The following is a 14,941-nucleotide window of genomic DNA, read 5'->3' as shown; positions in this document are numbered from 1 at the left end:
TAGCTACCATCAGCAGACATATCGGGAAAATCTAAGATTTTGTAAGTTATATAAACCCCCAGTGCCATGATTGATAAAATTAAACTTTGCGTCATTACAGATATAATACCTGACATAAATAAAACACCCCTTTGAAAATATTTTAAAATAATTTTTTAAATATAATTGAAAATTAAATTTTGGATATAAAAAAACCACACAGTACGTATAACTGTATGGCAAAAACACGAATGAGCCACACAGTATAATCCATGTGGCTCTCTATAATATGATGATAAAATAAAAACTTTAACAACAATCACTATAGCCAACATAGATACAATCCTTAAAAATGGTAATCCTAAGGGGTCTGTATCTATGTTATGACAATTTGTCTTAACTTAGCTACAAACCCTAACTAAATTGGCTACTAAAAAATCGTACTTGTTTGTTTAATAAAGTCTTCATATTTACCTCTCCTTTTAATTTAATAATTTTGAAAATTTTGTTTTATATTTTGTATAGTAATTAGTTTAATACAGTAAAAAATAAAAGTCAACAATAAATTTTGAAAAATTATTAAATTGTCAGAAAATTGAGTTCGAATAAAAAAAGTTTTATGTATAGGATTGGGTAGTTTTCTTAAATTTTAATTTATAAATAAAAATTAAAATTCATTTGGATTTTAGAAACAAATTGAGCAAAAGGTAAACTTTTTATAGAATTAATGAAAATAGATTTTGAAGTAATATAATGACCAAAATTATATGATATAATAAATTGAATGATTATTTCAATTCAGAATTTTTATTATTTTTTTAATTATTTTTAGGAATCTTATTTTTGATGTTTTTATTCAAGATGTTTACAAGATTAAAAAGACTTCAGTAGATATTTATATGTTTTTATTTAAATATTTTAGGAAGTATTTAATTTTATAGGAGTGATGATATGTGTTGATAGGTACAGCGAATTTAAGTAGAAGTGTTGATAATGCATGCGTAGAAGAATTGGGAATTCCAATGATTGTATTGATGGAAAATGCAGTAATATCTGCAATGAGAAACATGGATATAGATATATATAATGATTATACAATTGTATGTGGTGTTGGAAATAATGGTGGAGATGGTCTTGGAATAGCAAGACATTTAAAGCTAAAAGAAAAAAATGTAAATGTCTTTTTAATTGGTAATATCAAGAAACTAAGTGAATGTTCTAAAATCAATTATAATATACTTTTAAATATGGGGATCAATATTATAAATATTGATAAAAATGATTTAAGCGAGGAATATAATGACTATATAAATAAAAATAAAGTAGATAAAATTATTGAAACAGAAAAACAGAGTATAATTAAAAATAAAAATTTAACAATGTTTAAGGAAGCAGTATCTAAAAGTGATGTTGTAATAGATGCAATATTTGGAACAGGACTAAAGAGAGAAATAACTGGTATTTTTAAAGAAGTAATTGATATAGTAAATGATAACAGCAAAAATACATATTCTATAGATATACCATCTGGTATAGATAGTGACAAAGGAAGTATACTTGGAATTTGTATTAAAGCAAAAAAAACAATTAGTTTTGAGTTTTATAAAAGAGGTTTTTTAAATTATGATGTAAACTCACTTATTGGTGATGTAATTGTAGAAAAAATAGGTATTCCAGATTTTATTACAAGAAAATACCATAATGATGAATTCATAACTGATGAGAGTTTTGTAAAAAATAATATTAGAAGAAGAGATAAGAATGGATTTAAAAGTGATTTTGGAAAAGTATCTATAGTTGCAGGCTCAAAAGGATTTTATGGGGCTAGTTTCATAGCAACTGAATCTGCTGTTAAAAGTGGAAGTGGTCTTGTAACTTTGATTAGTAGTAAAGATGTACAAGAAAAAGTATCTATTAGACTCACTGAAGCAATGACTGTAAATTTTGAAGAAGAGAGAGTTGATAAACTATTGAGCTCTAGCAATGCAATTGGTTTTGGTCCAGGAATGGGAGATAATCACAAAACTTTTGAGAGATTACTTAGAGTAGTAGAAAACTCTAGTTGTCCAATAATATTGGATGCAGATGGATTAAATGTTATGAAGGATAGATGCTATAAGTTTTTAGAGTGGAAAAATAAGTTTGTAATTACTCCACATCTGGGAGAAATGGCCAGGTTGACAGGTGACTCAATTGGGTATATAAGAGAACATAGAGTAGATGTGGCAAAAGAATTTGCTCAAAAATACAATGTAGTTGTCCTTTTAAAAGGATATCAAACTATCATAACAGATGGTAAAGAAACATATATAAATCCTACAGGAAATAGTTGTATGGCAACTGGTGGAATGGGAGACTGTTTACTTGGTATGATTACTTCTTTTGTAGGTCAAGGTATGGATATACTTGAAGCTACAGTGAGTGGAGCATATGTACATGGTTATATAGGAGATAAGTTAGGAAAAAGTATGTATACAGTAAATGCAACAGATTTAATAAGTAACATTTCGTTAACAATGAACAAGTTTTTGATTATTTAATTACTAATATTTGATACTACTTTGTAACAACTTTAACAAAGTATGCTGATATAATACTATTAAATTAATCTCAAATTGACTTATTTTATTGGTTTTTGGTTGATTGTTTAAAATCATATTCAAATATATTGTATAAAGAATATGATTTATATAGTGTTTGATAATTCATATGAAAAGAGGGTAGATAGTATGAAGTTGATATGGTTAATAGTAGCAGTCTTATTTGGAATAGCAGAAATGTTGACTCCAAGCTTAACACTAATATGGTTTAGTGTGGGAGCAGTAATACTTATATTTTTAAGTACTTTTATAAAGAGTATATTTTTACAAGTTTTAATATTTGCTGTAATTTCTATAGCTATGTTAGTTGTAGCTACTAAGAAAATTGTAAAAAAAGATAAAACTTATAAATCTAATACCAATTTACAAGCAATGATATCTAAAAAAGGTGTTGTTACAGAGGAAATTTCTCCAAATCAAACTGGTTTAGTTGTAGTTGAACATGAAACATGGACTGCTATTTCTATAGATGATGAAAAGATTGATAAGGGTTCTACAGTAGAAGTATTAAAAATAGAAGGGGTAAAGCTAGTTGTTAAAAAAGTAAATTCTGCAACTAGTGTGACGAATCAATAAAATAAAAGGAGGATATATTTATGGGCATGAAAGTTGTTTTAAGTATTGTATTAATAATAGTAGTAGTAGCAATAAGTTTAACTTGTATAAGAGTAATAAAACAATCTAAAGTAGGTATAATAATGCGACTTGGTAAGTTTCAAAAAGTGGCTGAAACAGGAGTACATTTCTTGATACCATTTTTAGATAAAATGGCATATGTGATTGACTTGAGAGAAATTGTAATAGATTTCCCACCTCAGCCAGTTATAACTAAAGATAATGTAACTATGCAGATTGATACAGTTGTATATTATAAAGTTACAGACCCAGTTAGATATGTATTTGAAATAGCAAATCCAATAGCTGCTATTGAAAATCTAACAGCTACAACTTTAAGAAATATAATTGGTGAACTTGATTTAGATGAAACACTAACATCAAGAGATATAATAAATGTAAAAATGAGAACAATCCTTGATGAAGCAACAGATAAATGGGGAATAAAAGTAAATAGAGTAGAGTTAAAGAACATAATGCCTCCTCATGATATTCAAGTTGCGATGGAAAAGCAAATGAGAGCGGAAAGAGAAAGAAGAGAAGCAATACTTCAAGCAGAAGGTAATAAGTCAGCTGCTATATTACAAGCAGAAGGAGAAAAACAATCTGCTATATTAACAGCAGAAGCAAGAAAAGAAGCTATGGTACGTGTAGCAGAAGGAGAAAAAGAGTCTGCTATATTGGTAGCAGAAGGTGAAGCTGAGGCTATAAGACAAACAGCTATTGCTAAAGCACAAGGTGAAGCGGAAATGATTAAAAGAACTCAAATGGCTACTGCAGAAGGTTTGAAATTAGTATTTTCAGCTATGAAAGAGTCTGACATTGACAATAATATCTTAGCATTAAAATCTATGGAAGCACTTGAAAAAATGGCTGAAGGTAAGTCAACAAAATTGGTTTTACCTTCAGAAGCAGTTAATTTCTTAGGAACATTCAAAGGAATAAAAGAAGTCATGAGTGATGATAAAAATGATATATTAGATGTAAAAGATGCATTTAGTGGAAATGATTCATTAAAAAAATAAAAGAGTTTTTTTATAGTAGGAAGGAAATGGAAATTAAATGTCGAATTAATTAAATATAGTATAGAATGCACATTGAAAAGAAGAAGACTTATAGTTTTTTAGGTCTTCTTCTTTGTTTTTATTTATAAAACGCGATTTTAAAAAAAAATTAACAGAATTTTTATACAATTTACCCTTTACTAATGTAAAAAGTGTTATATAATATTAAATAAAACATATAGGAAAAGAAAGTAACTTTAATTTGGATATTTATATTGATAACATATATAGTTATAAAAATATCAAACATAATGAATATGTCTAACAATAGAACTAAAATTTTATAATTCACTGATTTAATCATAGATGAGCAAATAACAAAAAATAAAATTAGCTAGTAATTATTTAAAGATTTTTAGATAATCATGTCATATTATGTTCTATTATTATCAAATCAAAAAAGCATAAAAATTTAAGTATGTTTGTATGATATAAATTGATTTATAAAAAATATTTTTTATATCTATAAAATAAATGTTTATATTATTTTCTAACTAGGAATTGAATATTATAAGTACTATAGCACTTATGGAAAATAATGTATACTTCAATAAAGTAATTATGGGGTATACATTATAGAAATTGTATAGTTTATATTATTTTACTCTTATTACATTATCATTTGGGCAAAATTTATACACAACATTTATTGACTAAAAGTTTATAAAGGTAAAAATGCAATTATAAATATTAATTACTAGATGAGGGGAGTGTCATTAAATGAAAAAAGAGATGTTAGCTATGATTTTGGCAGGGGGGCAAGGTTCAAGACTTGGAGTTTTCACAAAGAGAATTGCAAAACCAGCTGTATCATTTGGAGGAAAGTACAGAATTATTGACTTTGTTTTAAGTAATTGTTCAAATTCTGGTATAGATACTGTAGGTGTTTTAACTCAATATAGACCACTGATATTAAATTCTCATATAGGTATGGGAAGTCATTGGGATTTAGACAGAATAAATGGTGGAGTATATGTATTACAACCATTTATGAATGAAAAAGAGGGAAATTGGTATAATGGTACAGCACATGCTATATATCAGAATATGGATTTTGTAGATACCTATAATCCAGAATATGTATTAATATTATCTGGTGACCATATATATAAGATGGATTATAGTAAAATGCTAAAATTTCATAAAGAAAAAGGCTCTAAGGCTACGATTGCAGTAATTGAAGTACCTTGGGATGAAGCTTCTAGATTTGGCATAATGAATACAAATGAAGATTCAAGTATTTATGAATTTGAAGAAAAGCCAGGTGAACCTAAAAGTAATTTGGCATCTATGGGAGTATACATATTTGATTGGAAAATGTTGAGAAGTTATTTTAAAGAAGCAGAAAAAAATTCAGATATAAATTATGATGATTTTGGAAAGAATTTAATACCTAAAATGTTAGAGGATAATGTTGGAATGTATGCATATCCATTTAAGGGGTATTGGAGAGACGTAGGAACTATACAAAGTTTATGGGATGCAAATATGGATATAATTAAATCTCCAGAAACACTGGATTTATCAGACCCTAAATGGAAGATATATACAAATACAATGGCAATGCCTCCTCAATATATAGGCAAAAGTGCAAATGTTCATAGATCAATGATAGCTGATGGTTGTAGAATTTTAGGAGAAGTAGGAAACTCTGTATTATCACATGGAGTTGTTGTTGGAAAAGGAAGTAAAGTAATTGATTCAGTAATCATGCCAAATGTTGTAATAGGAGAAAATGTAACTATAGAAAAAGCTATGATAGGTGAATGTGCAACTATAAATGACAATGTTCAGATAAAAAATGTAAATAATGAGATAAGTGTAGTTTCTGAATATGAAAATATAGAGCCTAGATGCGTATTAATAGAAGGAGGTCTTTAAGATGAGAAATGAATGTTTAGGTATAATAAATTTAAACAAAAAAGGAGACCCTGCAATAAATAAACTTAATTATGGAAGACCGATAGCTTCTACACCAATAGCTGGAAGATATAGAATAATAGACTTTGCTCTATCTAATATGATAAATTCAGGAATCACAAAAGTTGGAATATTCGCAAAAGAAAAGTATAGATCATTGACAGACCATATAGGTAGTGGAAAAGATTGGGATTTAAGTAGAAAAAAGGGCGGTTTATCAATTTTTAGCCCAGAAAATACTAAGTATAGAAATACTTACTCACATAGAGAAGGAGATATATACACAATACTAGCTAATCTTGATTATATAGAGAAAAGTGAAGAAGAATACATTTTAATAGCTCCAAGTTATATGTTATGTAACCTAGATTACTCTCAGGCTTTGGAGTACCATAAAAAATCTCATAATGATATAACTATAATATATAAAAATGTAAACAATGCAAATAAAGATTTTGCTGGTAATCTAACCTTAAACTTAGATAGTAATAACAGAGTAATAAATGTAGGAAATAATTTAGGAAAATTCCCTAGAGCAAATATATGTATGGAAACATATATTATGAAACGTGAAGATTTTGTAGAATGTATATATAATATTGTAAATAAAGGGAATTATTGTTATTTAGAAGAGTTCATTGTTGAAGAAGCAGAAAATATGAAAATAGGAGCTTATGAGTATACAGGATATTTGAAATGTGTAAATTCTGTTGAATCATATTTTCAAATGAGCAAAGATTTATTAGAAATAGAAGTGGCTGATGAATTACTGTATTCTGAAAGAAAAATATTTACTAAAGAAAAGAATGAGTCACCTACAATTTACACAGATAGTGCAAAGGTAGAAAATAGTTTTATAGCATCAGGTTGCTTAATAGAAGGTACTGTAAAAGATAGCATTATATTTAGAAAAGTTAATGTTGAAAAAGGAACAGTTATAGAAAACTCAATAGTAATGCAAAATTGTGTAATAAAGTCAAATGCAAAACTATATAATGCAATACTAGATAAAAATACAAGTGTATCAAAAGGAAAAGAGTTAAAAGGAGATGAAAAATATCCTATTGTAGTAGAAAAAAATACGAATATATAAAAATATTTTTTAGAAGGGGGAATAGCTAGTGAAGGTTTTTTATGTAACAGCAGAGTGTTGGCCCTTTGCTAAAACTGGAGGATTAGGAGATGTATCTTATGCATTGCCTAAAGAATTAAAAAAAGAAGGTGTAGATGTAAGGGTAATAATGCCTAAATATTCAACTATACCAAGTTATTTAAAAGATCAATTAAAAGAAATAGCCGTTTTTAGTGTACGTGTTGGATGGAGAAATCAATATTGTGGTCTTTTAGAAATGGAACTAGATGGTGTTAAATTTTATTTTATAGACAATGAATTTTATTTTAGAAGAGAAGATGAGAGAAAGAGTATTTATGGGTATGGAGATGATGCAGAAAGATATACATTCTTTACAGATGCTGTCTTAGAAGCTATAAGTAGAATTGACTTTTATCCAGATGTAATACATATAAATGATTGGCACACAGGTATGTTACCATTAATTTTAAAAGAGAGATATGCAACCCTTGAGGGGTATAAAAATATAAAAACTATGTATACTATACATAATCTACAATATCAAGGTGTATTTGATAAGTATGTCTTAAACGATATATTAGATTTACCTGAAAAATATTTTGATAATGGAGATATAGAGTATTATGGTTCAATAAATTTTATGAAAGCTGGAATAAATTTTGCAGATAAAGTTATAACTGTTAGTCCTACTTATGCAAATGAGATACAAACATCTTTTTATGGAGAACAATTAGATGGTTTACTTAGAAAGGAATCAGGCAAATTAAAAGGGATATTAAATGGCATAGATTATGACCTGAATAACCCTGAGAAAGATAAGGATATATTTGTCAATTACAATGTAAATTCTATTGAGAAAAAATTGGAAAATAAATTAAGATTACAAGATATATTAGGATTAAAAAAGGATTCATCTATTCCATTAATAGGGATAGTTTCAAGACTAGTTTCTCAAAAAGGATTTGATTTAATAGCCTATATGATGCCTGAGCTTATGAGGGAAGATTTACAAATTGTCATTTTAGGAACTGGGGAACATCAATATCAATCAATGTTTAATTATTATGATTCTAATTTTTCAGATAAAGTATCTGCTAGAATTACATTCAATGCATCGTTGGCTCAACAAATTTATGCTGCAAGTGATATATTCTTGATGCCATCACTATTTGAACCTTGTGGTATAGGTCAAATGCTAGCTATGAGATATGGTTCTTTACCAGTAGTTAGAGAAACTGGAGGACTTAAAGATACTGTAATACCTTACAATCAATTTACTGGAGAAGGTAATGGATTTAGTTTTAAAAATTACAATGCTCATGAGATGTTTTTCTGTTTGCAAAATGCAATTAAAGTTTTTAAAGATAAAGAAAAATGGATTAAAGTAGTTGAGAATGCAATGAATACTGATAATAGTTGGAAAAAATCAGCTAAGGAGTATATAGAAACATATAGAGACATATGTGATTAAAGGAGTGGTTTTTTTGGTAACAATAAGCAAAAAGAAATTCAAGCAAAAATTTGAAGTGAAAATGTATAGCTTATATGCACAGTCTATCAAGGAAGCTACTGATGAACAATTGTTAAATGTATTATGTAGTCTACTGAAAGATGAAATAGCAAAAAAATGGGTTGCTACGAAATTAGATAAGAAAAAAGAGGTTTATTATTTTAGTCTAGAGTTTTTAATAGGAAGACAATTAAAATCTAATTTACTAAATTTAAATATTGAAGAAGAAGTTAGAGAAGGATTACTAGAATTAGGAATTAACTTAGATGATTTAATCAAAGCTGAGGTAGACCCAGCTATAGGGAATGGTGGTCTTGGAAGATTAGCAGCATGTTTTTTAGATTCTATGGCATCTTTGAACATAAGTGGTCAAGGATATGGAATTAGATATAAATACGGTTTATTTGAACAAAAATTTGTAAATGGTTATCAGGTCGAAGTACCTGATAACTGGCTTACAGAAGGACGCTATGCATGGGAAACTGTAAGACCAAATGAAGCGACGATGGTAAAGTTTGGTGGAGAAGTAGAGTTGATTAAGGAGGGAAACCATTTAAAAGTAGTCCATAAAAACTATCTTCCTGTAATGGCAATGCCTTATGATATACCAATAATCGGATACCAAAATCAGTGTATCAATACTTTAAGATTATTTAAAAGTGAGATACCAAAAAGAGACTTTGGAGAACTTACTTCAAATGCTCTAAATTATTCAGGAAGTTATGAAGAGGCCCTAAAACACAAGTACTATACTGAAGAAATTTCACAGGTGTTGTATCCTGATGATTCAAATTATGCAGGAAAATTATTGAGACTGAAGCAAGAGTATTTCTTTGTAAGTGCAGGAGTACAAGATATAATAAGGAAGTATAAAAAGAATAAACTAAACATCAGTAATTTATTTGATAAGGTGGCAATTCATATAAATGATACACATCCTACCTTGTGTATACCAGAACTTATGAGAATTTTACTTGATGAAGAAGGCTTATCTTGGGATGAAGCATGGCAGATAACTAAAAAAACAGTATCTTATACTAATCATACTATAATGTCAGAAGCAATGGAAAAGTGGCCTGTAAGTATGATAAAAGAGTTATTACCAAGAATTTATATGATAATAGAAGAAATAAACAGAAGGTATGTAGAAGAATTAAATAATAAAGGATATGACCAAGATAAAATAAGAAGAATGAGTATAATAGACTGGGACAACATAAATATGGCAAATTTATGTATTGTAACAAGTCACAGTGTAAATGGAGTTGCTAAGCTTCATACTCAAATTCTTGAAACAGAAGTTTTAAAAGATTTTTATCAAGACGAACCAAATAAATTTAACAATAAAACTAATGGAATTGCACATAGACGATGGCTTATAAGTTCAAATCCGCAACTTAGCAATTTAATAACAGATTTAATTGGTGATTCATGGAAAACAGATACTTTACAGCTAAAGAATATTGAAAAATTTAAAAATGATTCTTCTGTTTTAAAAAGACTTGATGATATAAAATACAATAATAAAGTAAATTTAGCAAATTTTATAAATGATAAATACGATTTAAATATCGACCCTAATTCTATATTTGATGTTCAGGTTAAGAGGTTGCATGCTTATAAAAGGCAGCTATTGAATATTTTTAATGTACTCCATATGTATCATGAATTACTTGACAATCCTAATTTAAATATTGACCCAAGAACTTTTATATTTGGAGCAAAAGCTGCACCAGGATATTATTTAGCCAAGTGCATAATTAAATTTATAAATTCAGTTGCAAGTACTATAAATAATGATGTTAGAGTAAAGGACAAGTTAAAAGTCGTATTTATAGAGAATTATGGTGTATCATTAGCAGAGATAATAATACCAGCAGCGAATGTGAGTGAACAAATTTCAACGACAACAAAAGAAGCATCAGGAACAAGTAATATGAAGTTTATGATGAATGGTGCTATAACTTTAGCAACATTAGATGGTGCAAATGTAGAAATATGTGAACAAGTAGGAAAAGAAAATATGTTTTTATTTGGACTTAGTGCAGAGCAAGTACTTAATTATAATAAGTTTGGTGGATATTCTTCACTTGACTTGTATCATTCTAACATGGATATAAAAAGAGTAGTAGATGACTTAATAAATGGATTTATTCCTAACCTAGGTGAAGAAGGTAGAAGTATTTATAATTCACTTACCACTTACAATGATGAATACTTTGTATTGAGGGATTTTGAAAATTATGGGCAAGCTCAAGCAAATATAAACAAACTATATCGTGATAAAGAAAAATGGAATACAATGTCTTTGGTTAATATAGCTAATTCAGGATTTTTTTCTTCTGATAGAACAATTTCTGAATATGCAAAAGACATTTGGTTTAAAAGGGTGTGATTATAAATGCAAAACATAATAGAATATAACTCTTGGGATAAAAATTTTAAGGCTCCGTTTGGAGCTTTAAAATTTGATGAAGAATTGATGATTAATGTCAAAGTAAATGAAGGATATAATGTTGAGTCTATTTCCCTAGAAATAAACAAAGAGGATGAATCAAAAACAATAATTTTAAATGAAGAATTAAACAATAATACACTTAGAAAGTATTTTTATTGTAAGGTTGGAAAATTTGATATAACTGGTGTTTATTTTTATTATTTTAAAGTGATTGCTGAAATAAATGGTGAGAAAAAGACTGTATTCTATGGAAAGAATAGAGAAAATGGATACACTTGTGAATATAATTATAATGATATCAATAAATATCAAATTACTGTTTATAGAGACTTTAAAGTGCCAAACTGGTACAAAGAAGGAGTACTTTACCATATATTTGTAGATAGATTTAACAATGGAAATCGTAATGGGAAGGTTGATAATCCTAAAAAAAACAGCTTTATATATGGCAATTGGGACGATATACCTATGTACATAAAGGACAATAGAGGGGATATTATAAGATGGGATTTTCATGGTGGAAATTTAAGGGGAATAATTAATAAACTTGGGTATCTAAAAAAATTAGGAGTGAGTATATTATATCTGAGTCCTATATTTGAAGCTTCTAGTAATCACAAGTATGACACAGGAAATTATAAAAAGATTGACCCTATGTTTGGAGATGAAGATACATTTAAAGAATTAATTGATAAAGCAAAAGAAAAAGATATATCAATAGTACTTGATGGTGTTTTTAGTCACACTGGAGCAGATAGTAAGTATTTTAATATGTATGGAAATTATGATAGTTTAGGTGCATATCAATCAAAAGAATCACCATATTATTCATGGTATGTGTTTGAAGAATTTCCTCATAAATATAAAAGTTGGTGGGATATAAAGACCTTGCCAAATACAAATGAATTAGAAAAAAGCTATATGGATTATATAATATATGACAAGGATAGTGTCATAAACAAATGGATGAATATGGGGATTAAAGGATGGCGATTGGATGTTGCAGATGAACTGCCAACTGAGTTTATAAGAGAGCTGAGAAAGGAACTAAAAGAAGCTGATAATGACTCTATACTTATAGGGGAAGTATGGGAAGATGCCTCAAATAAGATTAGTTATGGTCAAAGGAGAAGCTATTTATTAGGTGAAGAATTAGATTCTGTTATGGGATATCCATTTAGAAATAATATGTTTTCATTTTTAAAAGGAGAAATTAATTCATATGAACTTAGCAATAAATATATGCAAATTAAAGAAAATTATCCAGAAGAATCATTTAAGTCTAATTTAAATTTAATTGGAACACATGATGTCACAAGAGCTAAAACTGAATTAAATAATGATATAGATTTGATGAAACTTGCTGTAGCTACGCAGATGACATTTGAAGGAGTACCATATATATACTATGGAGATGAGGCAGGTCTTTGTGGAGATGTAGACCCAGACAATAGAAGAACATATCCATGGAAAAATGAAGATGAAGATATGTTAAATTTTTATAAAAATATTATAAAAATCAGAAATAAAAATAAAATTTTAAGTTCTGGAGGAACAGAATTCATATATACTAAAAATGACAATGTGTTTGCATTTATAAGATTTAATGAATATAATGATAGGATACTGATTTTAATAAATAGAAGTAACAATCCTGAAAATATATCATTAAATATAGAAGGTAACTTTATAGAGGAAATACCTATAAAGTATAATCTTAAAAATATAAATAAAAATATACAGATAGAAAACAATGAATTAAAAATCCATATGGATTCTAAATCATTTATTATTTTTAGTGTATTTTAAGTATAATAATTTAAGTTAAAAATAAAAATGTAGCAAAAATTTTGATTTATCAAAGGTTTTGCTACATTTTTGTTTTAAATTATCATAAAAATTTTAGTATTTCAAAATAGACAAAGAAGTGTAAAAAATATAGAAGTTATGATATTATATAGATAAGTAAGATAAAACAAAACCTCTCTACTGAAGTTGTAGGGAGATTTAACTTTTATAATCTTAATATGGAGGAGTGTCTTATGAAAGTAGATCCACTTACAACTCAAGTCTATGACTATATATCAAAAAAAATCCAAAATGGAGAGTATGAAGCTAATCAGAGAATTACTGAATCTGAAATTTGTAACTCTATTGGAGTTAGTAGAACACCAGCAAGGGAAGCACTAACGAGGTTGGCAGGTGAAAATTTACTAGAAAAGATACCTAATAAGGGATTTGTGGTAAAAGAGTTTCAGGAAAAGGAAAAACTAGACACATACTCTGTAATTGGTATGTTAGATGCGTTAGCAGGCTCTTCATCTTTAGAAAATTTAACTGAATCAGATTTAATAAAAATGGACGAGTTAACAGAAATGATGGCTATCTCTATAAAGTATAAAAATTACAATAACTACTTAAAACTAAGCAATGAATTTCACGATATATACATAGCAAAATCAGATAATCAGGTGTTAATAAATATGTTGAACTCTCTTAGATATAATTTTATGTCAAAGTCATATACTAGCGACAATGAAGAAGAATTGTATAAAATGCTAACTTACAGCAATAATCAACATATTGAGGCAGTGAAGTTTATGAGAGCAAAGGATTCAGAAAATGTTGAAGCAATTTTAAGAAAACATTGGAAAACGATACCTATAGCAGAGATGGAATAAGAGAAGCTTTTAAAAGCTTCTCTTATTTTTTTATAATTCTATCATTATTTTATTATTTTTAATATATAAATATCAATATAAAATTAATTAAAAATACAATTAATTTTTATATTGATATTTATAGGTTAATGTAGTACTATTTTAATGCAAAATATAAAGGGAGGGGATAATATAAAAACATATTTTTCAATAGGAGAAGTGTCTAGACTTTTTGATTTATCAATAAAAACTCTAAGATACTACGATAAAGTAGGTATATTAAAACCAGCATATGTAAATCAAGAAAATAAATATAGGTATTATTCAAGAGAACAATTTATGAGTATAGATGTAATTAAGTACTGTAAGATTATGGGGATGGCTCTTGAAGATATAAAAAAATTAATTGATTCAGACAGTTCAATTGATTCTATGATGAATACAATTGATAGACAAAATAAAATGATAGAAAATAAAATAAAAGAACTATCAGATGTGAAAAATTATCTAAATGATATAGAATTTAAAGTAAATGAATTGTTAAAATATGATTTAAATAATGTATTTATAAAATACAATAAAGAAAGAAAAGTAAATGTATATAAATGTAATTCAAAGGATGAAGTGGAACTTGAGATGTATCTGAGACATATTATTTTACACATTCAAGATAAGTATAATGATGTATATCCTATAATCTCAGGTAGTATTTCATATGAGAAAGTAATCAAAGAAGGTAAAGCATTATTATATGATGATATAGTAGATTTTAAAGAAAGAGAAGAATATGAGAATGAGCATATTTTACCAGCAGGTGAATATTTAACAATTATATATGATGATAATTGGAATAATGCCTATGATTATTATCAAAAAATAATAGATTATGCAAAGAATAATAATATAGAACTTGTTGGAAATTTTAATGAAATATGGATGCTTTCCAGAGTAGATTCAGATACAAAAGAAAAGACATTGGTTCAATTAGAAATAAGAAAAAAATAGTATACAAAAAAACTTGACTCTACCCTCAGAGGATAGA

Annotated in this window: 10 protein-coding genes; all 10 read left to right on the top strand. The window is 27.4% G+C overall.

Annotation, left to right across the window (positions count from 1 at the left end):
* Positions 1-932: 932 nt before the first annotated feature.
* Complete coding sequence (locus IC173_RS15005; RefSeq protein ID WP_227482955.1) at positions 933-2,519, top strand: NAD(P)H-hydrate dehydratase; 1,587 nt, start codon at positions 933-935, stop codon at positions 2,517-2,519.
* Positions 2,520-2,708: 189 nt separating this feature from the next.
* Complete coding sequence (locus tag IC173_RS15000; RefSeq protein ID WP_227436772.1) at positions 2,709-3,155, top strand: NfeD family protein; 447 nt, start codon at positions 2,709-2,711, stop codon at positions 3,153-3,155.
* A 20-nt stretch (positions 3,156-3,175) separates the two neighbouring features.
* Positions 3,176-4,219, top strand: a complete 1,044-nt coding sequence (locus IC173_RS14995) for an SPFH domain-containing protein (protein ID WP_227436770.1) — start codon at positions 3,176-3,178, stop codon at positions 4,217-4,219.
* 759 nt (positions 4,220-4,978) lie between these two features.
* Positions 4,979-6,139, top strand: coding sequence for a glucose-1-phosphate adenylyltransferase (locus IC173_RS14990; protein WP_227855791.1), 1,161 nt, complete (start codon positions 4,979-4,981; stop codon positions 6,137-6,139).
* A 1-nt stretch (position 6,140) separates the two neighbouring features.
* Complete coding sequence (glgD, locus tag IC173_RS14985; RefSeq protein WP_227436767.1) at positions 6,141-7,271, top strand: glucose-1-phosphate adenylyltransferase subunit GlgD; 1,131 nt, start codon at positions 6,141-6,143, stop codon at positions 7,269-7,271.
* A gap of 28 nt (positions 7,272-7,299) precedes the next feature.
* Entirely contained in the window at positions 7,300-8,742 is a 1,443-nt protein-coding gene (glgA, locus tag IC173_RS14980) for a glycogen synthase GlgA (RefSeq protein ID WP_227824764.1), read from the top strand.
* Between the two features lie 13 nt (positions 8,743-8,755).
* Entirely contained in the window at positions 8,756-11,176 is a 2,421-nt protein-coding gene (locus IC173_RS14975) for a glycogen/starch/alpha-glucan phosphorylase (RefSeq protein WP_227482953.1), read from the top strand.
* Positions 11,177-11,182: 6 nt separating this feature from the next.
* Complete coding sequence (locus IC173_RS14970) at positions 11,183-13,048, top strand: glycoside hydrolase family 13 protein (RefSeq protein WP_227855790.1); 1,866 nt, start codon at positions 11,183-11,185, stop codon at positions 13,046-13,048.
* A gap of 233 nt (positions 13,049-13,281) precedes the next feature.
* Entirely contained in the window at positions 13,282-13,920 is a 639-nt protein-coding gene (locus tag IC173_RS14965; protein ID WP_227436760.1) for a GntR family transcriptional regulator, read from the top strand.
* 144 nt (positions 13,921-14,064) lie between these two features.
* The gene (locus tag IC173_RS14960) at positions 14,065-14,904 is read left to right on the top strand and encodes a MerR family transcriptional regulator (protein WP_227436759.1); all 840 of its coding nucleotides are present in this window, start codon (positions 14,065-14,067) and stop codon (positions 14,902-14,904) included.
* Positions 14,905-14,941 lie beyond the last annotated feature (37 nt).

Source organism: Clostridioides sp. ES-S-0048-02 (assembly GCF_020658495.1).
Lineage (GTDB): Bacteria > Bacillota > Clostridia > Peptostreptococcales > Peptostreptococcaceae > Clostridioides.
This window is presented reverse-complemented; position numbering and strand designations above follow the sequence as displayed.

What these genes read in the sequence shown, in the direction of transcription:
- glgD (WP_227436767.1), top strand. Translation starts at nt 6,141, where the DNA reads ATGAGAAATGAATGTTTAGGTATAATAAATTTAAACAAAAAAGGAGAC.
- IC173_RS14965 (WP_227436760.1), top strand. Translation starts at nt 13,282, where the DNA reads ATGAAAGTAGATCCACTTACAACTCAAGTCTATGACTATATATCAAAA.
- IC173_RS15000 (WP_227436772.1), top strand. Translation starts at nt 2,709, where the DNA reads ATGAAGTTGATATGGTTAATAGTAGCAGTCTTATTTGGAATAGCAGAA.
- IC173_RS14990 (WP_227855791.1), top strand. Translation starts at nt 4,979, where the DNA reads ATGAAAAAAGAGATGTTAGCTATGATTTTGGCAGGGGGGCAAGGTTCA.
- IC173_RS14995 (WP_227436770.1), top strand. Translation starts at nt 3,176, where the DNA reads ATGGGCATGAAAGTTGTTTTAAGTATTGTATTAATAATAGTAGTAGTA.
- IC173_RS14960 (WP_227436759.1), top strand. Translation starts at nt 14,065, where the DNA reads ATGCAAAATATAAAGGGAGGGGATAATATAAAAACATATTTTTCAATA.
- IC173_RS14970 (WP_227855790.1), top strand. Translation starts at nt 11,183, where the DNA reads ATGCAAAACATAATAGAATATAACTCTTGGGATAAAAATTTTAAGGCT.